Source organism: Haladaptatus halobius (genome assembly GCF_020618475.1).
Taxonomy (GTDB): domain Archaea; phylum Halobacteriota; class Halobacteria; order Halobacteriales; family Haladaptataceae; genus Haladaptatus; species Haladaptatus halobius.
Genome location: NZ_CP085337.1, coordinates 697,213 through 715,977, shown reverse-complemented (window position 1 = coordinate 715,977; position 18,765 = coordinate 697,213). Strand labels below are relative to the sequence as shown.

22 protein-coding genes are annotated in these 18,765 nt (G+C 53.2%); 10 read left to right on the top strand and 12 right to left on the bottom strand.

Going from position 1 to position 18,765, the window contains the following annotated elements:
• Window positions 1–37 precede the first annotated feature (37 nt).
• Window positions 38–250: a hypothetical protein gene (locus LIW51_RS27285; protein WP_227378581.1), complete on the bottom strand. Its 213-nt coding sequence runs from the start codon at window positions 248–250 to the stop codon at window positions 38–40.
• A gap of 256 nt (window positions 251–506) precedes the next feature.
• On the opposite strand from LIW51_RS27285, the gene LIW51_RS27280 reads away from it, so the two are divergent.
• The 3 genes from LIW51_RS27280 to LIW51_RS27270 all read left to right on the top strand — a co-directional run bounded on the left by LIW51_RS27280 (window position 507) and on the right by LIW51_RS27270 (window position 2,255).
• A complete protein-coding gene (locus tag LIW51_RS27280) occupies window positions 507–767 on the top strand; it encodes a HalOD1 output domain-containing protein (protein WP_227378580.1) in 261 nt (86 codons plus the stop codon).
• A gap of 310 nt (window positions 768–1,077) precedes the next feature.
• A complete protein-coding gene (locus tag LIW51_RS27275; protein WP_227378579.1) occupies window positions 1,078–1,749 on the top strand; it encodes a helix-turn-helix domain-containing protein in 672 nt (223 codons plus the stop codon).
• Window positions 1,750–1,907: 158 nt separating this feature from the next.
• Window positions 1,908–2,255, top strand: coding sequence for a DUF7344 domain-containing protein (locus tag LIW51_RS27270; protein ID WP_227378578.1), 348 nt, complete (start codon window positions 1,908–1,910; stop codon window positions 2,253–2,255).
• Between the two features lie 331 nt (window positions 2,256–2,586).
• On the opposite strand, the gene LIW51_RS27265 is transcribed toward LIW51_RS27270, so the two are convergent.
• Window positions 2,587–2,838, bottom strand: a complete 252-nt coding sequence (locus LIW51_RS27265) for a DUF7344 domain-containing protein (protein WP_227378577.1) — start codon at window positions 2,836–2,838, stop codon at window positions 2,587–2,589.
• A 146-nt stretch (window positions 2,839–2,984) separates the two neighbouring features.
• Here LIW51_RS27265 and LIW51_RS39500 point away from each other — a divergent pair, with 146 nt between their 5' ends.
• Window positions 2,985–3,173, top strand: a complete 189-nt coding sequence (locus LIW51_RS39500) for a helix-turn-helix domain-containing protein (RefSeq protein WP_227378576.1) — start codon at window positions 2,985–2,987, stop codon at window positions 3,171–3,173.
• A 14-nt stretch (window positions 3,174–3,187) separates the two neighbouring features.
• On the opposite strand, the gene ddfA is transcribed toward LIW51_RS39500, so the two are convergent.
• The gene (gene ddfA / locus LIW51_RS27255; protein WP_227378575.1) at window positions 3,188–3,478 is read right to left on the bottom strand and encodes a DdfA family disk-determining factor; all 291 of its coding nucleotides are present in this window, start codon (window positions 3,476–3,478) and stop codon (window positions 3,188–3,190) included.
• 184 nt (window positions 3,479–3,662) lie between these two features.
• Window positions 3,663–4,064, bottom strand: a complete 402-nt coding sequence (locus LIW51_RS27250; RefSeq protein ID WP_227378574.1) for a DUF7344 domain-containing protein — start codon at window positions 4,062–4,064, stop codon at window positions 3,663–3,665.
• 518 nt (window positions 4,065–4,582) lie between these two features.
• Between LIW51_RS27250 and LIW51_RS27245 the strand changes: the two genes are divergently transcribed.
• Window positions 4,583–4,783: a DUF7835 family putative zinc beta-ribbon protein gene (locus tag LIW51_RS27245; protein WP_227378573.1), complete on the top strand. Its 201-nt coding sequence runs from the start codon at window positions 4,583–4,585 to the stop codon at window positions 4,781–4,783.
• A gap of 14 nt (window positions 4,784–4,797) precedes the next feature.
• Window positions 4,798–4,983 carry a DUF7563 family protein gene (locus tag LIW51_RS27240; RefSeq protein WP_227378572.1) on the top strand — a complete coding sequence of 62 codons (186 nt, stop codon included), beginning with the start codon at window positions 4,798–4,800 and terminating at the stop codon, window positions 4,981–4,983.
• Between the two features lie 613 nt (window positions 4,984–5,596).
• On the opposite strand, the gene LIW51_RS27235 is transcribed toward LIW51_RS27240, so the two are convergent.
• From LIW51_RS27235 to LIW51_RS38770, 3 genes are all read right to left on the bottom strand, one after another.
• Window positions 5,597–5,818 carry a hypothetical protein gene (locus LIW51_RS27235; protein ID WP_227378571.1) on the bottom strand — a complete coding sequence of 74 codons (222 nt, stop codon included), beginning with the start codon at window positions 5,816–5,818 and terminating at the stop codon, window positions 5,597–5,599.
• Window positions 5,819–6,135: 317 nt separating this feature from the next.
• Window positions 6,136–6,690: a dihydrofolate reductase family protein gene (locus tag LIW51_RS27230; protein ID WP_227378570.1), complete on the bottom strand. Its 555-nt coding sequence runs from the start codon at window positions 6,688–6,690 to the stop codon at window positions 6,136–6,138.
• A gap of 205 nt (window positions 6,691–6,895) precedes the next feature.
• Window positions 6,896–7,030, bottom strand: coding sequence for a hypothetical protein (locus tag LIW51_RS38770; protein WP_255767568.1), 135 nt, complete (start codon window positions 7,028–7,030; stop codon window positions 6,896–6,898).
• 123 nt (window positions 7,031–7,153) lie between these two features.
• On the opposite strand from LIW51_RS38770, the gene LIW51_RS38765 reads away from it, so the two are divergent.
• Both LIW51_RS38765 and LIW51_RS27225 read left to right on the top strand, forming a co-directional pair.
• Window positions 7,154–7,288 (top strand): hypothetical protein, encoded by a 135-nt coding sequence (locus tag LIW51_RS38765; protein WP_255767567.1) that lies wholly within the window; start codon window positions 7,154–7,156, stop codon window positions 7,286–7,288.
• Window positions 7,289–7,403: 115 nt separating this feature from the next.
• Window positions 7,404–7,691: a hypothetical protein gene (locus LIW51_RS27225; RefSeq protein ID WP_227378569.1), complete on the top strand. Its 288-nt coding sequence runs from the start codon at window positions 7,404–7,406 to the stop codon at window positions 7,689–7,691.
• On the opposite strand, the gene LIW51_RS27220 is transcribed toward LIW51_RS27225, so the two are convergent.
• The 5 genes from LIW51_RS27220 to LIW51_RS27200 all read right to left on the bottom strand — a co-directional run bounded on the left by LIW51_RS27220 (window position 7,688) and on the right by LIW51_RS27200 (window position 15,197).
• The gene (locus LIW51_RS27220) at window positions 7,688–7,915 is read right to left on the bottom strand and encodes a hypothetical protein (RefSeq protein WP_227378568.1); all 228 of its coding nucleotides are present in this window, start codon (window positions 7,913–7,915) and stop codon (window positions 7,688–7,690) included. The genes LIW51_RS27225 and LIW51_RS27220 overlap by 4 nt on opposite strands.
• An 899-nt stretch (window positions 7,916–8,814) precedes the next feature.
• Entirely contained in the window at window positions 8,815–9,876 is a 1,062-nt protein-coding gene (locus tag LIW51_RS27215; protein WP_368411861.1) for a LeuA family protein, read from the bottom strand.
• A gap of 40 nt (window positions 9,877–9,916) precedes the next feature.
• A complete protein-coding gene (locus tag LIW51_RS27210; RefSeq protein WP_227378566.1) occupies window positions 9,917–11,131 on the bottom strand; it encodes a CaiB/BaiF CoA transferase family protein in 1,215 nt (404 codons plus the stop codon).
• Window positions 11,132–11,635: 504 nt separating this feature from the next.
• Complete coding sequence (locus LIW51_RS27205; protein WP_227378565.1) at window positions 11,636–12,262, bottom strand: helix-turn-helix domain-containing protein; 627 nt, start codon at window positions 12,260–12,262, stop codon at window positions 11,636–11,638.
• A 1,057-nt stretch (window positions 12,263–13,319) separates the two neighbouring features.
• On the bottom strand, window positions 13,320–15,197 hold the full coding sequence (locus tag LIW51_RS27200; protein ID WP_227378564.1) for a CocE/NonD family hydrolase: 1,878 nt from the start codon (window positions 15,195–15,197) through the stop codon (window positions 13,320–13,322).
• A 150-nt stretch (window positions 15,198–15,347) separates the two neighbouring features.
• Here LIW51_RS27200 and LIW51_RS27195 point away from each other — a divergent pair, with 150 nt between their 5' ends.
• Both LIW51_RS27195 and LIW51_RS27190 read left to right on the top strand, forming a co-directional pair.
• Window positions 15,348–16,826, top strand: a complete 1,479-nt coding sequence (locus tag LIW51_RS27195) for an aldehyde dehydrogenase family protein (RefSeq protein WP_227378563.1) — start codon at window positions 15,348–15,350, stop codon at window positions 16,824–16,826.
• Between the two features lie 499 nt (window positions 16,827–17,325).
• On the top strand, window positions 17,326–18,762 hold the full coding sequence (locus tag LIW51_RS27190; protein ID WP_227378562.1) for a sodium:solute symporter family protein: 1,437 nt from the start codon (window positions 17,326–17,328) through the stop codon (window positions 18,760–18,762).
• Window positions 18,763–18,765 lie beyond the last annotated feature (3 nt).

The following is an 18,765-nucleotide window of genomic DNA, read 5'->3' as shown; positions in this document are numbered from 1 at the left end:
TGCGCAAGCATTGACGGGTGACAGATGATTTTGGCGTCTATCGTGTACCAGTGTACGTCATACAGCGGTCACAGGGTTGGAGACCACGTTGTTCGGCATCGCTCCGGGATAAGATTTTATGCGTGTGCCCACTCTCGAGAGCATCCTCGTTGACGGTGCCGCAGACGCTCTCCGTCTCGTACTTGTTTAAGAGATGGTAATATCCCGTCGTCTCGCCGGACTGTTCGTCCACTGCCGTGATGACGTCCATTGTGACCCTCTCATCATGAATTTACCTTCCCATTCTCTAAGATGGTTCTGGCCCCTCTCCTATTACACAATTCATGCTCTCTATTCAGTAGAAAGCCGATTTTCTGCCACAGAAGCCTATAAGCGGAAGTGGAAGGGGGACGGGGTGCCATCGAGATCGATGCACGAACCGTGCGTGTTGTTCATCTGATTCACTCAATTTGTCACTCTGTGTTAAAATCGCGGTGATTATTAACACTCGGTTATTTCAGAGGACAATGGAATACGAGATTGGTGAAGACCAATCCGCCAGTGTCGCAGTCGTGAAGGCGGTAAGTGAGTTTGAAGACTGTTCACCCAACTCCTTGCCGCCCTTGCACGAGACAATAGACACGGACTGCTTGGATGGACTCTATTCCGCACGGCCGAATGGGACACACCGTAGCGGTGGATGTGTCTCATTCGTTTTCAGTGACTCCCAAGTCAGGGTTGACAACGGAGAATACATCACCGTTCATGATACTACAATAATCCAATGAGTGGCATACCTGCTCAATTCACCATCTTCTTCGAGAGTAGGTTAGTATATTATACCAACCTTAGTGTACCGAGGATTCATGCTATTGGAGCACACACCTCATACTGTGGGGAGTCTACAGTTCGGTCATTGAATGAGGACGGAACCCATCGCCACACTGTCCCATCCTCCCCACGCTTCGACTGCTATTGCTCACGAATAGTATCGTCACGAAACTGGACAGTCGCTGTTGCAGTACCTGTCACTAAACAGAATACCGCTGCCATCTGCCGTAGACACTAAGCAGATGAAAAGTGTATTATCTTGGACTGATGGCTACACTCGTTGAACTCTCTCTTCCCGCCAGCGATTTCGCACTTGGCCGCTTACTCACAGCGGGAACAGAGACGCATATCGAATTCGAACGAATCGTACCCGTTAGCACAAACGTCGTCCCTCTTTTCTGGGCGTGGAATAGTAGCGTAGATGCGTTCGAAGAGCGCATTCGCGCTACCGATCACGTCCAGGAACTTATCGAGATCGACCATGTCGAGGATCGCCACTTGTATCTTCTGAATTGGGAAAGTCCTGAGGGTGGCTTTTTTGAAGGATTCACGGAGTCGGAGGTGATTATTCGAAATGCACATGGCTATAACGATGAGTCCTGGGAGTTTGAACTCCTGTTTCCTTCACAAGAAGAACTTACGTCATTCCATAATTTCTGTCGGGAAAATGATATTCAGTATACAATCGGAGAAATGCACGTGCTCAGCGAAGCCGGGAGTGATCTCTTAGAGAGCGTGCTCACCGAGAAACAGCGCGATGCACTGCTGCTTGCGCTCCACCGAGGCTACTTTCAGACGCCTCGGCAAGTCACGCTCTCTCAGTTAGCCGAGGAAGTCGATATTAGCCAGCAGTCGCTCTCGGATTTGATTCGACGGGGCAATGAAGCGCTTCTTGAACATGCACTCCTCGGGTCATCAAGCGAGATCTCGCCTGACTAGCCCCGTTCCATCTCTTGGTATCTAAAAATACCCTGTCCGAACGGCCCCAAGTACTAATAATCGTGTTGTGATCAGTATCACAGGAACGCCTAGTAGAACTCCACTCCCACTCGTCTTGTGGAGAGACTTGGTGCCACGCACATCGACGACTCCCAACCATGAATCAACCATCGAACGGCGGTCATCCATCGACGCCAGATCTCACGCCCAGCACCGCCAGCAAAGTGCTCGCGACTGCCGAGTGCCGCACTGTCGTCCAGTATCTCATTGCCAAGGAGACGGATACCACCGATTTTGACGAATTAGTTGACTTCGTCCACGAGGAAATCGACACCATCACGACTTCTGAACAGGCACGAATCGGGCTCATCCACATCCACCTGCCGAAACTCGCCGACTACGATGTCATTGAGTATGACGGCCGTAGTGCGCCAATTTACTACCGAGACCACCTGCAGCTCGAAGCGATGCTCGACCTCACTAGGCAAATTGAGGGGGGTGATTAGGCCGATGGCTAAGACGGACGACGATACGGAATCCACCGGGATCCTCGCTGAGTGCGCGAATTGTGGTGAATCGATGCTCGAAATTTATCTCAAGGACGGTTCCTGCTCCAATTGTCGGTAGAATCCACTTGGTGATCACGGACAACAGGGGGGAACTGCCGGGTGCTACCGACACAGAGTAGATTTCAACGACTACCCGGCGTCAATCTTTGCGACATTCCTGACAGACACGATCCTCAAGTTAAGTCGCAAGTACCGATCTGCCACAGTTTGTACACTCTGCGATAATGTCGGTGCCCGTCTCGTCGGATTGACGGTTACCCATGGTACATCAGCTCTGGGCTCCGATTTCCTCGGCGAGGGCAAGATACTGTTCAAGATGCTGGGTTTCGTGATAGCGCACGGTCTCACTGCGTTCGTCATACTCAATGACATCGTAGTCGGCGAATTTCGGGAAGTGCTTGTGGACAAGCGCGATCCGTGCCTGTTCAGGGGCCGTGACGGCGTCAACTTCTTCGTGGACGTGTTCGACCAACTTCTCGAGTTTAGCCGTGTCCGTCTCCTTAGCTATGAGAAATAGCACAGCAGCACGCCGCATGGCATTCGCGAGAAATCTGTGAAGACTAGGGGATTGAGTTAGAGAACACCTATGAGTTTACTAACGAGTATCAGACCCGATTTGGCCTCACACAGTCACAGCAACGAGCACTGTAGCTCGCTGCTACTCAGGTGTGTTATTCGATCCCCCGCGATGCCACTGCGAATGACTTAGCTGAAGAACTTGGTGTCACACATCAGGCGCTCTCTGAACGACTGCGGCGCGTCCATGGCAATCTCATCGACCATGTGTTCCTGAATCGAGTCGGTACGTCGGGAGTAGCGGAAACAGGCTCCAACGAAGATGTGGCCTCTGAGTGAAACTTGCCGGTGTCTTAGCGACTCTCAACGTCAATCACCTTGAGCTCAACCGTCCGATCAGCGTGAACAGTGACCTGATAGCCACAGTACTCGAAAATCACTTTCCCGTGGTGAACGGTCTCTTGGTGGACTGGAGCGAACAGCTTATCCAGTGCATCCGGGTCAATAACATCGTATAATGGCGGGCACTCACTCGTATCGGGACCGTCATGGGCAGCGATCGCTGCATGAATCAACACCACTACTGATGGCTCTGTCACGCTCGTTTGCTTGTTACTCGGTGAATTGGTCGTTGTCTTTCCCATCTTTTATTCTCTCCCAGAGTGCTCATGACTATTCAGGGTATTTCCACTACGAGCACTCTATACAAAACTCTGGACTGTAGTTCTAAACATCCTCTGGCGAGAGATGAAGTAATTACTCTATTAGTAATACTCCACACACCGATGAAACGTCCACTCGTATCCGATCGAGTAATGTTAGATTATTTTACTCTTGCGCGTTGATCACAGACAGGCACCTTTCCAATCTGGGATGAGCCCAGTATCGGATGGTTTCGCTTTGAGTATCAAATTCAATTACCCCGGCATCGTCCAGTTTTGGGAGATGGTTATGATGCATTGCAACCCTCACGGCATCGTCCTGAGTACGTTGCACGCTCGTTTCGTCTTCTGATTCGTGATTCGAAACGAAAGCAACTAGATCAGCTACTGTTGCGAGATCATCCTCAGTCTGTGAAAGGTATGAGAGAACATAGCGACGGTGCGAATGAGACAGAATATCGAAGATTGTATCGAGGGAGAGATCCGGGGATGACGAGCTATCTTTACGCTGGGATGTGTTCGTCGGTTCGCGGTCGAGCTGTTCGGTGATCGTCTTGGAATCAGACATACCAGGTCGATCGCTGTCGTGTGGGGTCATGGGTACCTGCTTTATTGTGAGAGCTCACGGTTAGTGTGCCCCGCGTACCGACAACGCACATGACCCTGATCTGAGCGCATTGGAGAGGATCATCGGCCCCTTCATCCCAGAGGCATGGCTTGGACACACTTTCTGTATCGTAGTTCTACTATGCAATATAGGTGTCATTCTAATAAACGCGGTGGCTGCATTTGCAAGCACCCCCTTCCTACGTGTCTGTCTTCTACAAAAAGATGGGATATCTATATTGTCACCACTTCTGCTCCAGCAATGGGTTTTGAGGCCATCGAGGGCGCCATAAAGGCACTACGGAGTGAATATTCCCTGATTTAAAGCAGTTGATTCGCTGACACTCAATAGCAGTATCTGCCGGGTTTTATACGGCTTGCATCCTAAGCCAGTGCTTAAAGACGGTTCCTAATTGTTCTATTCTATTGTATCGAAGCATAACTGATCGGGATACAAGGCAATTCACAATACAGTAAATCATGGTCACCACAGCAACTGCTGACAGTCAACCCGGCGAATTGTGCGAGAACTGTGATGCGGTGACACCGCACCAAGTGTCGATTAAGCTTGTCACCGAGAGCGAGGAGGATGCACATGCAGCATTCTCTCGAGAGCCCTATCGGGTCATGAAGTGCCAGCAGTGTGGCGCCACAAGTAAACAGCGAGTAAACGACATGTAGAATGGTGATGATGCATGTCAAAAGCGACCACTCCGAGACAAACAGAGTCGCGGATCGCAGACACACGATGTCAAAACTGCGGGAGCTTCGTCACCCGTGATTTTGCACGCGTGTTCGGCGATAATCACAACACTGTTCACGGATGCTTAGACTGCATGAATGGCACAGATGTGAAAAATGGCCATGCTACCCAGTTATGACAAGATACTCGGGATTTGAGCGATCATGCCGATAGAGGTATGTTGAGCGGCACACCACCGCTCTCTTCGACTCGAAGCCGTCCAAGGTTGTATAGGCCAACTGCTTTCTTGTGTAAAATGACAAAGAACTCACTGCCGCTTATACTCTCAACCGGCAGTCAATCGCCTCAAATCAAGCAAATCACGAAAATCCCCTCACCGCCGCCTCGCGTTCTACTTCGGTTATAGAACCAATCACACATCTTGAAACGAGCCGAACTGTCACACTTCAGCCGAATACAGACGATTTTGTTTGAATAGCGTCTTAGAAGCGGAGGATACAAACTCATTGACCAGTCGATGAGTGATTGCTCAGAAAATCAGAGAACATCGCCTAAACCCGCGAGATCCTATTGAGAGCAATTCTTTTGCTATTTGAAAATGTAGTGAAATTATGGCTGCGACGACGTCCCCACTTCAACGCTTAATTGGTGGTCGCGACACGCTAGTCGCTTTTGTCTCACTTCTTGGTTTCTTGGTACTCACAATGGTGATCTCACCGCTCATTCTGAGTGTTCACACATCGCTCGGAAAAGGCGTCTATCTTCTTGGTGCTGTGCCTTTCGGTTTCCTTTCACTCCCATTGGCGGTCTTGCCGCTCGATGCAGTCCCGCCACGCTACCAAGCAGCCGTCTTTTATGGGGCATTCGTTGGCTGGTGCTTCGTACTTTCGAGCGTCAGTGTCCGTGTGTACCGACGTTTCCAGAGAATCCTCTAAGCCATTTGTCCCGTCATTTTCGAGCATCCGCGTCGCAAGCCGCTCCGCGTCGATCTCATCCTCCCGTGTCTCGGTCAAGAAGATCGAAAGCTCACTGTGGAGGCCTTGTTGAAATCCTCGATCAGAGATGGGTTTCAACAGTCGTGCTGAATAGAGTGCGAGTATCTTGCGCGCATCAGACAGCGGATTCGGCGGTATCTACACCCGCGTAGTTTACAGGTGTCAATCATTCCCATCAACACTGACACATGATTCTAACGCCGTGCTGACTACAGAGAATGGATGCAGCATAGGCGCCTGATTCGCGGGGCTCTGCCAGACATCAACGGTCGCCGCCACTGTGCCGTTGATCTGACTGGTGGTCTATCCCGCTGCCTGTTTAGGGGTCGGTTTGGTCATCGGAGGCTGTAGTCGACTAGGACGGAGCCGTCGTCGAAACGACGTGTCGTGTTGAGAGCGAGGTCGACCTGCGCTGCGTCGGGGAGGGCTCGAGTTCCCCCACCGACGATCGTCGGGACCAAGCGCAGCACATACCGGTCGACCAGACCTGCGCGGATGGCCTCGGAAGCGAGACCGGGGCCACCGATGGACAGGTCACGGTCGGCTTGGTCTTTCATGGCCTGTACCACTTCGGGGTCGAACGTCTGCTCCAGGCGGGTCCGCGGTTCCGGCACGGTGTCCAGGGTGGTTGAATAGACGACCTTGTCGGTATCCCCCCACGCCTCGGCGAACTCGCGTTCTACCTCGGAGAGGTCGTCGAGGAGAAAGGTGTCCCACACCCTCATCGTCTCATACATGCGACGGCCGGTAAGGGAGGTGTCGACCGATCGTTGGAAGTCGTTGAAGAAGGCATGCGCGTCCTCAGATGGCTCTGTCCAGTCGAAGTTGCCGTTCTCGTCGGCGATGTAGCCGTCGAGTGATGAGTTGATGAAGTAGATGAGGTTGGCCATGGAATCCTCTTGATCGTCGCGTCTATTCAATATAGCGACAGAAGGGCCGGAAACTGATCAGACGGTATGTATCTACGTTGCGCACCTTCTCGAAGGCAGCCACGACCCCGGATGGGACCGCCGCTATGTGAATCAGGTCTATTTCACCTATTGATACTGCTCTGCTATATGATCTTCTGTATTCAACAGCCCGTTTCTCTCAAAATTACGGACAATCGCCCTCTTCGTGTGAAATGGCGAGGCTCAGTTCCAGATTGTGAACGACGCACTTGATGACGAGTTCACGGAACTGCTTCCACCAAAGGCCCGTATAGCTATTCTCGGTGGACTGATCACTCATCTAGATGGTAGCAATGTCACCGCCATGCTAGTAGACCCTCTGAATCATCCTAGGAAACTCTCCCCCTCATATCGGACGCTACCGAGTATATTAGCAGTTAGAAAGGCGCTTGAACCTGATCTGATGAGCAAGATTACAGAAGCAAGTACGACGAAAGAGAGTGGCGTTGATGTGCGATTCCCGATCGGGGTCTATCTCATCATCGTCCAAAGTAACAAGACCATTCTCATTTACGAACTGCTCAAAGTCCGACGATAGCGAGACGGTCCCGATTTGTACCGCCGTGACGTGCTTCTGAGCTGAATGTCCAAATAAGAAATGTTCTAAGAGGGCGAGAAGGGTTAACTCACTGTGCTCCCTGGTTCCATGTATAATGATCGACAGCGTAGAGAAAGAAGTGGAGATGATTGATCGGCATCTAGACGTTCTCAAGATGGTCGTTAACAACGAACCTATCGGGATCGTTAAAATGTCAAATGAATCGGGATATGCTCATCATGAAATCAGGTACTCCCTCCGGCTCCTCGAGGAAAAAAATTTGATTGACCCAACGAAACAAGGTGCAGTGACAACTGATCAGACGGGCTCGTTCATAGATAACCTCGATGAGCAAATCGACGATATCAGAGCGAGACTCAATGCCGTAAGAGGTAGCGATTAATAGTCCGTGAGCCGGAGCTTTCCTTCGACTTCATAGAGATGGCCGTGCATGGAGAGGCGTTCAATGATATCCTTGGCAGTGGGTCGCTCAAGGTCTTCTTCCGCTACTAGAACTGCATATGCTTCTTCATGGGTGAATTCCCCCTCGCTCGGAACTGCCATCACAAGCGCGTCAAGTGCTTCCTCTGCAAGGGGAGTGAGTGGCGAATCTCCATTCGAGCCCATCAGTACTACAGACTTCGCGTTCTAAATAAGTAAACCCTTGGACGGCGTCTCTTAGTGAGACTGTTACTTTACTGTGACAAGAGGGAATAAGTAGACGGCGTGGGAGGGTGGGTTTGGGATGAGTACGAGAGCCCACGCCGTCTGCTGGGATACGCTAACTGCATTCAATGCTTCGGACGCGATGGATAAAGTCGTGAGCCAACCAGAGCGAAAGTGAAGCTAAACACGGATGCATTTCCTTACTCGTTTCCCTACTGCTGACTTAGACCAAGCACTGGAAAATATGTCAGCCACAGCGTTCCTCAATTCTCTTGAACACTTGGGTGCTGGATCGGTTCGCCGGGGTACGGTTCGGCAAAGAACCCTCGCATGACTTCGGATTCCTGTCGCTGTTATCGTGACCGAGCAGTCTGGTTCTCGTCTTTTCACTGGTGGAGTCTTCGGACCAGAGGCGGGACTCATCGGGGTCAGTGCGATTCTTATCTAATAGACAGACGCTAAAACCTCGTCGTTTACGGCGGGGTAGTTCACCGGAACAATTGCTATTGTACAATGGGTTAGGTTCTGTGGCAAGAGCATTTCTCTACGTTCGCGTGTTGGATGTCAGAATTCCGGCGACTTTGCCCACCCCGCGGATCGGCGCTTTGTCCCATCACGGAGGTAGTGAAACCGAACAAGAACAGGACGCCGAATGGGAGCGCGGCGATGAGCAAGCACGCGCCTAGTGGCGGCACCGTAGCAGCGTCGGTACGGAGCATCGCTGACCGAGTGCGACCGTACCGATTATTGCGACGAGCATCCCGAGCAGGAATGCGAGAAACGCTACTCTGGGGTCGTAGGTAGCCACGGAAGTGCGATGGTTGCTATAATTTACCCGACGCTCATCAGCCTAAAACCAATCACAGGTTCTCACGTGCCGATTGTGCGAGCGCAAGTGCATCATCCTCGTTCATCGGACCTTCATCTGCAAGGAGTTCGAGGAACTTCTCAACACGTTGTTCCGTCGGTTCGATGCCAGCGCGAGACAGCAGCGTCGAAGCACCAGCGGTACCGGTTCCTTTGCCGAATAGTAACTCTCGGCTACCACCGAATATGTGAGGGTCGAACGGTTCGAAAACACTCGGTTCGTGCAGCATCGCCGCGGTGTGAATACCTGACTCGTGTTCGGTCACTTCCGAGCCGAGTATGGCTTTCCGCGGGCCAGTAGCCTCCGTCTCGTCGAGGATATCGAGGACGGATCGACACGTCGGAATGAGTTTATCCTCAGCAATACCAAACGGCTCATCGTGTTCGACGACTCCACTGACGACGACTTCTTCGAGAGCTGAATTACCGGCTCGTTCGCCGAGAGAGGCGACACTGACGTCTACCTTCCCAACGCCGGCCTCGTACGCCGCTAACGCGTTTGCAGTTGCGACTCCCATATCATCGTGAAAGTGAACGCCGAGTTGTGAGAGGTTGACATCGTCGCTCAGTGTTACCAGCAGATCACTAACCGAAGATGGCGTTCGAGCGCCAACGGTGTCGGCAAGGGTCACGCATGCAACGTCGTCAAATCTCGTCGCTACCTCTTTGAGATGTCCTGGTTTCGTACGGAAAGCATCGATGAGCGTGAGGTGCGGAACCGCTCCGTGATCCGTAGCCAGATCGATCGCCTCTCGTGCCAATTCGAGAATGACGTTTCGTGGCTTTCCGATGCTGTATTCGAGCTGGAGATCCGATATCGGTATGATCACTTCGACGACGTCTGCATCGGCTTCGATGGCGGCTTCGATGTCGGCCCTGATGGCCCGTGCAAGCGCGACTATTTGTGCATTGGTGGTGGTCGCGAGCTCGCGAATCACCTTCCGATCCTTCTCGCCCGTAATCGGGAACCCAGGTTGGATGAGCGCGAGTCCGAGTTCGTCGAGTTTCTTCCCCGCGGCTACCTTCTGTTCAACCGAATAGTTTCGCCCAGGCATCTGGTCACCCTCTCTGAGCGTTACATCGTTAAGGATCATCTCAGATCACGCCCGCGTTTACGAGCTGTTTGTACGTTTCTTCCGTAAGGCCCAGTTCCTCACGGTACACTTCCCAGTTATCATTACCGTGGGCGGGGCCCAAATGGCGAACGTTACCAGAGGTTCGGGAAAATTTTGGAATTGGTGCGTGCGTTTTTATCGATCCGAAATCATCGTCGTCGACTTCGACGATATCGTTTCGAGCGTGATATTGATCGTCCTCGAAGATATCGCTAATGTCGTAGACAGGACCGACGATGGCGTCCGCGTCTTCCATTTCTTCTATCGCTCGAGCGGTCGTGCGGTGGCGAGTCCAATTCTCGATGATCCTATCGAGCGCTTCGGCGTGCGCTACGCGCTTCTCGTTGGTCACGAATTGAGGGTCGTCGATCAAATCCGATCGATCGATTGCATCCATCACGTTTTCGAAGATAGACTGCGACGACGCTGATAGCGTTATATACCCATCTTCTGTTTCGTAGATGTTTCGCGGAGCAGCATTGGGGTGCCGATTTCCTGTGCGCTCTCGGACTTTGTTTTTGATATCGTACGCTTCGACATCACCGATGAAAAGTCGGAAGAGTGGCTCATAGAGGCTTACGTCGATTACCTGCCCTTCACCGCTCCCTCCTTGACCGATATCCCGTTCGAAGAGTGCGAACATCGCAGACTGTACTGCAAACTGCGCCGCCGTAAGATCGGCCAGGCTAATGGGCGGTAGCAACGGTTCCTGGTCAGGGTACCCATTCGCGTACGCCCATCCGGAAATTCCCTCTGCGATAGTTCCGAATCCTGGTTTCGCCGATCGAGGACCTGTTTGACCATAACCGGAGAGGCGAACTACGATCAATTCAGAATTGATTTCTTGTAACGTGGCTGGATCGAGGTTCCACCGTTCGAGTGTTCCCGGTCGAAAGTTCTCGAAAAAGAGATCTGCGTCCTTGACGAGTTCGCATAGCATTTCGGCCCCTTCTGAAGTACTCAAATCGAGCGTAACACACCGCTTATTGCGGCCGATTGACTTCCACCAGAGCGAGATTCCATCCTCGAATGGGGGCCATTCGCGAAGCGGATCCGGATACTCCGGGTGTTCGACCATGACGACGTCAGCGCCGAAATCGGCCAACTGAAGAGTTGCGAATCCGCCACTGATCATTCCGGAGCAATCGATTACCCGCAATCCATCGAGTGGCCCGGTGGTGGTTTTTGTAGACATGGTATACGGTGTCGAACTATGTAATACCGGGCGGTGATACGGAAAGTATGTTACTCCATCGTGAGTTGGCTGTTTAAGTAGTGCGGTGCAAGGCGCTCAAACCTCGCCCTTCAGGGCGGGGATACAGCGCCCGTCTTTGATTACTTTCACTGTACGGTATAGTCTTAGGAGCTCTCCCTGCGTATCTCTTGGTGTCGATTCGATGGTACCCCCATCGGGTTCTGACAGTCCGAAAACTGGCAGTTGACTCGGTGTTTGCCTCATCAAACAAGTAAGCCCTCGGACGGCGAACCGACACAAAACAACCAGGTACCTCCGAGTCCCGTCCGTTTCCCCGGACACGATAGGAGTACCGGCTACGTGGCATCGCCAGCACCCTGTCGGAGTGCGAACCCGAAGAGACCAACGAACCAAGGACCGGCCTTGTGGGAAGCCCCGTGCTTTAGCGCGGGGAGGATGTCACATATCTTCGAAAATCCTTCCGCGGGGGTACATTGAGTAGCACTACGTCATTTGGAGATCGTCAAGGGAGTCAACTGCGTCGCGGAGAAGCTTCGCTTGTGCTTTGCGAAGATGTTCGAGACACGTTCCTCGTGTGATACCGAGTTCCGTCGCGAGTTCCTCGCTCGAAATTTCTCGGGGCCACTCGAAATATCCGGCTTCAAGCGCCGTCTCGACCACCTCTCGCTGACGAGGAGTGAGCGCCGGATCAGTGCCTGGAAACTCCGAAAGTGAGTCGACGGTTACCGTTCCGAACGACTGGAAGTCCTTGATGATATTCGTGATATCGTCGTGTTGGAATGCGAGGATGTGGTACACGCGACTACGTTTATCGATTCTGTTCTGCCGTCGGAGAACGCCATTGTTCCGATGAATCGCGGGATACGCCCCGCAAGACGATTTTGTAACAAGTACCGCTTCGTCCCCCAATAATTCGACGTGTTCGACCTGTTCCGCCTCCGAGAGAATCTCGTAACAATTTCTCGCGTATCCTTCCGCTTGAACGACAAATGTTACCAACTCGTCGTGAAGTTCTAACACCTCGATAACGATGGTATCGCCGGTCCTCGACGCTAGTTCCGAAAGCACACAATCTCCTTCTAGCTGAAGATGGAGCGTTGCTTCGTACATTATCATGAACTTTTGATTGAGACGATGATAAGCATTAGCGTGACCTCCTCCACGCCGTGAACGGCGTGGCATCCCACCATGGGATATCGGCCACTAGCCTTTGAGGTTCTAACCCGCACTCTCACAGGAACCGGCGACATCTCGGAAGACACAGTCTTCCGACGAGTCCACGAGAGCTCTGCTCTCGTGAGACACCGGGGGAACCTCTCGGTTTGATTCCCATGATAGGGCTATGGCCCGGTCACACAGGCCCCATCTCCGATCGAGTCATCGGCATGCGTGTATTCTCTGGCATGACTCTCTCCGCCGGAGTAGCATGTCCAAACACATAGTACAGACGCTTAAACGTACCTCCGTGGGATATCCGGCCCCGTAACCGACGGCGGGGAGTCGGCTGGGCCTCCCGTTCGCCCCGCGCCTCAAGACACGGGTATGCATTACAAACTACTATCATTCCGCACAAAGCTACAGGAGAAAATTGCAAAAAGAGGTTTCTGCCACCTAACTGCGATACATGCCGACCAAGTGGAATTAGAATCCACTCGAGTTCGTGGCAGTTCGCTCTTCCTTGTACTTAAACAGACAATCAGCGGTGGGATAACATTTTTTGGGAGGTGTTCTCAACCTACGCTAGAACTCATGGCAAAAACAACGGTTACAAACAAACGAAGAGATCGTCGAAATCCCCGGCGAGAACGGCTCAACGATTGGATGCATTGAAGGAGAAACAATGGGGATAGAACCAAAACAGTATCCTTGGGGTGGGAAATGGTGGTGCTGACCGCTTTAGGACTCGGAGCGATGACGTTGGTCGGCTGATACTCGTACAACAAACGAGTCGGCGTCGAAATTGATGATTTCTTCTCCGCAAGCAAATCGCTGGGGTTCGTAATTATCTGGATTTGCAGGCGCTCAAACCTCGCCCTTTAGGGCGGGGAGCAGTCACTGACCGATCGAAATCAATGCCCTTGAGGGGACCATCGTCAGAAGAGATGCTCCAGACGTTGGACTCCACCCTTCATGTGGGATAATCCTCAAAGAACTATGTCATTTCTGATTATTCCGTCTGAATCGGTAGTTCGATGTGCGTAGGGAACTCGGTTTCGTGATAAACGGTGTTCGTCGCGACGGCGTACTCGCGGTCGCCGTAGAGGTCACCCCCTGTATTATGATTAACGTCGTATCGAGGGTAGTTCGACGACGAGATGTCCAGACGAATTCGGTGGCCTGGCTTGAAGACATTCGCAGTCGGATAGAGTTCCATCTCGAATGTGTAGATTTCATCAGGTTCCACGAAGTCGGGGTCGGTTCGGTAGCCGCGATACCGTGCTCGACAGATAGAGTCGGTAAGGTTGAGCGCGAAGCCAGAGGGAAAATCCGCGGTTGTAGGATACTCGTCGATGAGCTTCGCAGTGAAGTCCGTGTCCGGTGCGTCGGTCGACCCATAGAGTCGAACACGTATTGGCCCCGCGAGTTTGACTGCTTCGGACAGCGGCGGCGTCCGGAACACGACGATGTCGTTGCGCTCTTCCAAGGGTCCGTACGGCGGCTCAGCTCCGAACGTCGTTGGCCGAGTTCGCTGGTCATAGCCCCCACGCCCGGTGATACTCACCGTCGGTCGGTTCTCTAGCGGGAACTCCTCAACCGACTCCTCCCGCGGTTCAAAGGTATAGTACGATGAACAGTTTCCGCCGAGAGTCGGAACAGGATTCCGAGGGTCGAACTCGTAGGTTGTGGACGAGTCTGTGTCGGTCGGACGCTCTGGTTTGAGACTGTTATCCCCATGTATGTAGTACTTGGTAAATGACGTATCTGGTAACGGCCAATCAGCTCCAGCTTTCCACTCTCCACCGTGGAAAAGCCGACCGCCCGTTGTTGAAGAGCCGTCGCCGGTTCCCATCTGGAAGTACTGCACCCGCGGCTCGTTCCACGTACCCTTTTCTTTGAGATAATGATCGAAGAATCGGAGCTTAGTTTCTAGGTAGTCCCGAGTCATCTCATCGCCGAAAGCCGTCTCTCCGGAGTACGGTTTCGTCCAAGTCGATTGGCCACCGTGAGTCCAAGCACCCATAAGCAAGAAGTGGTCACTCTCTTTACGTGACGCGAGCGCGGTGAAGTTATCGCACGTTGCCTTTGCGTAGGAATCGTACCAAGAGCCAGCGTACACCGTGGGGACATCGGCGCTCTCATCGTAATGGGCTTCGAAGTTGATGCTGGGGGACGTCCAGAACTCATCGTCGCCGGGTGTCTCCATGTAGTCGAAAAGGTATTCCTCGTAGTTTGGAAGGTGTCGAAGAGGGGACTGGCCCGGACTCACCGGTTCGTTGGCGAGGACGTCCCGGGTATCAACGTTCGCGAGTTGGCGCTGGATGTCCAAGTCTTCGAGTCCCTGTTTCGCAAATCCACCGCCGATGGTCAGCGCCCACGTAAGCCATCGAAGTTCGAACGTTCCATTGTGTCGGAGGGTTGCTTTCCACGCGTTCGCTGCCCCCTGGTTGACGAACATCGCCGCCAGCGGTGACGGATCTTGGGTCGCTAGCGCGTTCTGAACCCAAGCCATGTATGAGGTACCCATCGTCCCGATCTGTCCGTCACAATACGGTTGCTCCGCCAGCCATTCGACTGTATCGGCGCCGTCCTCGGCCTCGTTTATCAGAAGGTAGAATTCGCCGTCGCTCGCGTACCGGCCGCGAACATCCTGTATTGCGACGACGTATCCGCGCTTCGCGTACCAGTTCCCTTGATGCTCGACACGCTGCCGATTGCGTTTGTCGTACGGCGTGCGTACGAGAAGCGCCGGCTTCGGCTCGTTGATCGGCTTGTGCGTCTCCTGGTTGGAAGGACGATAGATATCGGTCGCGAGCTTTGTACCGTCACGGGTTTCCATTAGTACGTCGTGCTGCACCGTGACGCCATATTCGGGGTTCGTCACCATACACCATGATCTGCGAATTAGCCAATAAACGATGTGGTTAGACACTGTTCTAACAACCAAGGAACTATTAAATGGAATTCAATAACAAACCAGAATAGATGAGGATTATCGTACCAAATAATTATCTCCTTGTAAAATACGCTATTATGTATGGGACCATCGAGCGAATTAATTCGAGATGCCTACGACCACTCCATTGGGGGAGAGCGGATACCGTCGACGGACGGCGAGCGGTTTCCCATTGTCGACCCGGCGACCGAAGAACCGCTCACGGAGGTGGCGGCAGCGAAAACCGTCGATGTTGACCGCGCAGTGGAGGCGGCGCGCGAGGCATTCCCAATGTGGCGCGACACAGCCCCTGATGAACGTGGACGCATCGTCCATCGAGTCAGTCAACTCGTGCGTGAATACCAAGACGAACTAGCCGCGCTCGAGAGTTTGGATCAGGGCAAGCCCCTCTCTCAAGCGGAGAGCGACATGGAGGGGGCTGCCCGCTACTTCGAGTATTATGCGGGTGCGGCCGACAAACTCGAAGGGACGAGCGTGCCGGTCGGCCCTGACCAGGTGGACTTCACCGTGCGAGAACCCTATGGTGTTAGCGCACAGATAACCCCGTGGAACTTTCCCGGAAATCTCTTCGCTCGCGGCGTCGCACCGGCGCTCGTGGCTGGAAACACGACAGTCGTCAAACCCGCGGAAGAGACTCCCCTTTCGTCGCTCAGACTCGCGGAACTATGTGTGGAGGCGGGTGTTCCGGACGGCGTGGTCAACGTCGTTACGGGGTTCGGCGATCCCGCAGGTACAGCGCTTTCCTCACATCCCGATGTGGACACGATCACGTTCACTGGAAGTGTGTCGACCGGTCAGACCATCATGAAGCAGGCCGCGAATAACGTGACTCCAGTTACTCTCGAACTCGGCGGTAAGAACCCTGCTGTCGTGTTTCCCGACGCCGACCTGGTAGAGGCTGCAAACTGGATCACCAAAGCGATCTTCACGAACGCCGGGCAAGTGTGCTCGGCCGCCGACCGGGTTCTCGCCCACGAGGACATTCATGATGACCTAGTTGAGCGAATCGTCGAAAAGGCCGTGAGCTATGATATAGGTTCAGGTTCAGAAAACCTCGATATGGGTCCGCTCGCCTCCGAGAATCAACTTGAAAAGGTAGTGCGCTACATCGATCTCGGTCGCGAGGAGGGCGCAACGCTTGCAACGGGTGGGAACACGCCCGATCGTGAGGGCTACTTCGTTGAGCCCACCGTGTTCACCGATGTCGAGAACGACATGCGCATCGCTCAAGAGGAGATCTTCGGTCCTGTACTCACCGTCACCCCGTTCCCCAACGAAGCGGAGGCGTTAGCGTTAGCGAATGACGTAGAATACGGTTTAGTAGCCGGCGTGTTCACCAACGACGTCAAGTGCGCTCATCGGTTCGCTCGCCGGCTGGAGGCTGGCAACGTCTACGTTAACAAGTGGTTCGGCGATACAAACCAGACCCCGTTCGGAGGATACAAGATGAGCGGAATCGGACGGGAAAAAGGCCTAGAAGCACTCGACTCGTACCTTCAAACGAAAAATATCGCCGTGAACCTCGCCGATGGTAGCAGTAAGGATTTACCTGGTGCCTGAATCGTCGTATTTCGATTTTCCTTCAACTTCGAATGATGCCTGTTTTCCTGGAAATGCTTGTTAACCACTGAAAATCCGACTTTCGTCAGCTGCAAACTATAGCTCCAACGGATCCCATGAACTGCGTCGAGGGGGTCAATCCCTAAGGAAATCTTACTATCACTTTTATATAACATGAGTGATGGAAGACATTCGTACTAGAGGTTGAAAAAACGAACAATTTCCACTATAAATGAAATCATACAGAACAATATACATATACTTAGATACAGATGATTAGCCGATAAAACCAGTATCTATAATAATACGCTCTATGATGTGGAATGTGAACTCATGACAATACTCGGATTACCACTTGACATGTTCCTGGTGTTCGCGTTAACACTCATCGCAGGTAGCCTAGGCGCGCTCCACTTCGTCGTAGTGCACGTTCTTATGGGTAAGCCAGTAGACGAATCGGGGCTCGAAAAGACGGCAGATACGAGAGGTATTCGGTAGTATGGTGAACTACTTCTACCTCGGTGCGTTCGTCGTTTACCTCTTGGTCGTGCTCGCCATCGGGGCGTGGGGATATCAGAAGACGAGCAACGTTACCGATTTCTGGGTCTACGGTAAGGAACTCGGCCCTTGGCTCGCCACATGGTCGTACGTTGCCAACTTCGTCAGTGCTGTCAGTGTGATCGGGTTCATCGGCGCTGTCTACGGCGGCGGCTATTCCATTCTGACGGGCATCGTCCTCGGTCTAATGCTGGGCGTCAGCGGCTTGTACTTCGTTGTTCACAAGGTTCGTGAGCTCGATCAGATCACTTTCCCCGATCTCATCGCCCACGTCACTGGACGGGAGTGGGCTCGTCCGGTCGCAGCCGTGCCACTCCTCGCCAACGCGTGGGTATACCTCATCATGCAGCTGGTCGGAGCGAGCCTGCTCGTGACAACAATTACGGGCGTCCCGTACAAGTACATGATCTGGGTCATCGGATTCGTGTTCATCGCCTACACAGTGATGGGTGGACTCATCAGCGTCGCCTGGACCGATCTAATCCAAGGGACGCTGATGGTGGCGACGGTCTGCCTCGCACTCGTCTACATGATGTTCGACCTCGGTGGAATCGTTTCAATTAACACGCAGTTCGTGACCATGAACTCAGCGAACGCAGCTCCGCTCGGCGAGGGTGCATACACCCTCATTGGCGTTCTTGGCTCGCTCGTGGCCTTTTTCGGAACGATATTCACGTCGCAGGCTACGATTGTCCGTATCAACGCGACGAAGGATGTCCGGACGGCGAAGTTCCACCTCGCGGCAGCCGGCGTCATTCTCTCGGTTTTTTACGTCATGCTGGTGTGGCTGGGCGGAGCGACGACCGTGGCGCTCAACAACGCCGGTCTTTCCGTCGATAACGTCGACCGGGCGTTCCCGGTGCTGATCACCGAGTACGTCCCGACGTCCATCGGAATCATCATCATCCTCGCCGTGATGAGCGCGATCCTATCGACAACTGACACCCGCCTCCACTCCACCGGTATCACGACGGCGCGTGACCTGTACCAGTACTTTCGACCAGAGGCGTCCGACCAGAAGCTACTGAATGTGTCGCGGTACTCGACGATCTTCTGGGGGCTTACCGCGACTGCGATCGCGGTCAACCCTCCGGGGACGATCATATCGCTATACGAATTCCGCGCAATCCTCTTGACCAGTGCGTTCCTCATCCCCATCTACATCGCGTTATACTGGCGGAATGCGGCGGGCAATGCGATCATCGCTTCAATCATAACGGGAACCGTTCTCGGAGTTGGTTGGGAGCTCGGGGGTGGCTATTTCGGTGTCCCGCCCACGTTCGTCGGCGTGGGTACGGCACTGATTGCGCTCGTCCTCGGTAACTTTGTATGGAGAAACAAAACCACACCTACTGCGGCGACCACTCAGAGCGACTGACCT

Coding starts and splice junctions, on each gene's coding strand:
- LIW51_RS27195 (WP_227378563.1), top strand. CDS start 15,348: ATGGGACCATCGAGCGAATTAATTCGAGATGCCTACGACCACTCCATT.
- LIW51_RS38770 (WP_255767568.1), bottom strand. CDS start 7,030: ATGAGTGATCAGTCCACCGAGAATAGCTATACGGGCCTTTGGTGGAAG.
- LIW51_RS27240 (WP_227378572.1), top strand. CDS start 4,798: ATGTCAAAAGCGACCACTCCGAGACAAACAGAGTCGCGGATCGCAGAC.
- LIW51_RS27210 (WP_227378566.1), bottom strand. CDS start 11,131: ATGTCTACAAAAACCACCACCGGGCCACTCGATGGATTGCGGGTAATC.
- LIW51_RS27205 (WP_227378565.1), bottom strand. CDS start 12,262: ATGTACGAAGCAACGCTCCATCTTCAGCTAGAAGGAGATTGTGTGCTT.
- LIW51_RS27245 (WP_227378573.1), top strand. CDS start 4,583: ATGGTCACCACAGCAACTGCTGACAGTCAACCCGGCGAATTGTGCGAG.
- LIW51_RS27275 (WP_227378579.1), top strand. CDS start 1,078: ATGGCTACACTCGTTGAACTCTCTCTTCCCGCCAGCGATTTCGCACTT.
- LIW51_RS27190 (WP_227378562.1), top strand. CDS start 17,326: ATGGTGAACTACTTCTACCTCGGTGCGTTCGTCGTTTACCTCTTGGTC.
- LIW51_RS27230 (WP_227378570.1), bottom strand. CDS start 6,690: ATGGCCAACCTCATCTACTTCATCAACTCATCACTCGACGGCTACATC.
- LIW51_RS27220 (WP_227378568.1), bottom strand. CDS start 7,915: ATGGGCTCGAATGGAGATTCGCCACTCACTCCCCTTGCAGAGGAAGCA.
- LIW51_RS27270 (WP_227378578.1), top strand. CDS start 1,908: ATGAATCAACCATCGAACGGCGGTCATCCATCGACGCCAGATCTCACG.
- LIW51_RS27225 (WP_227378569.1), top strand. CDS start 7,404: ATGATCGACAGCGTAGAGAAAGAAGTGGAGATGATTGATCGGCATCTA.
- ddfA (WP_227378575.1), bottom strand. CDS start 3,478: ATGGGAAAGACAACGACCAATTCACCGAGTAACAAGCAAACGAGCGTG.
- LIW51_RS38765 (WP_255767567.1), top strand. CDS start 7,154: ATGAGCAAGATTACAGAAGCAAGTACGACGAAAGAGAGTGGCGTTGAT.
- LIW51_RS27280 (WP_227378580.1), top strand. CDS start 507: ATGGAATACGAGATTGGTGAAGACCAATCCGCCAGTGTCGCAGTCGTG.
- LIW51_RS27285 (WP_227378581.1), bottom strand. CDS start 250: ATGGACGTCATCACGGCAGTGGACGAACAGTCCGGCGAGACGACGGGA.
- LIW51_RS27200 (WP_227378564.1), bottom strand. CDS start 15,197: ATGGTGACGAACCCCGAATATGGCGTCACGGTGCAGCACGACGTACTA.
- LIW51_RS27215 (WP_368411861.1), bottom strand. CDS start 9,876: ATGCCTGGGCGAAACTATTCGGTTGAACAGAAGGTAGCCGCGGGGAAG.
- LIW51_RS27250 (WP_227378574.1), bottom strand. CDS start 4,064: ATGTCTGATTCCAAGACGATCACCGAACAGCTCGACCGCGAACCGACG.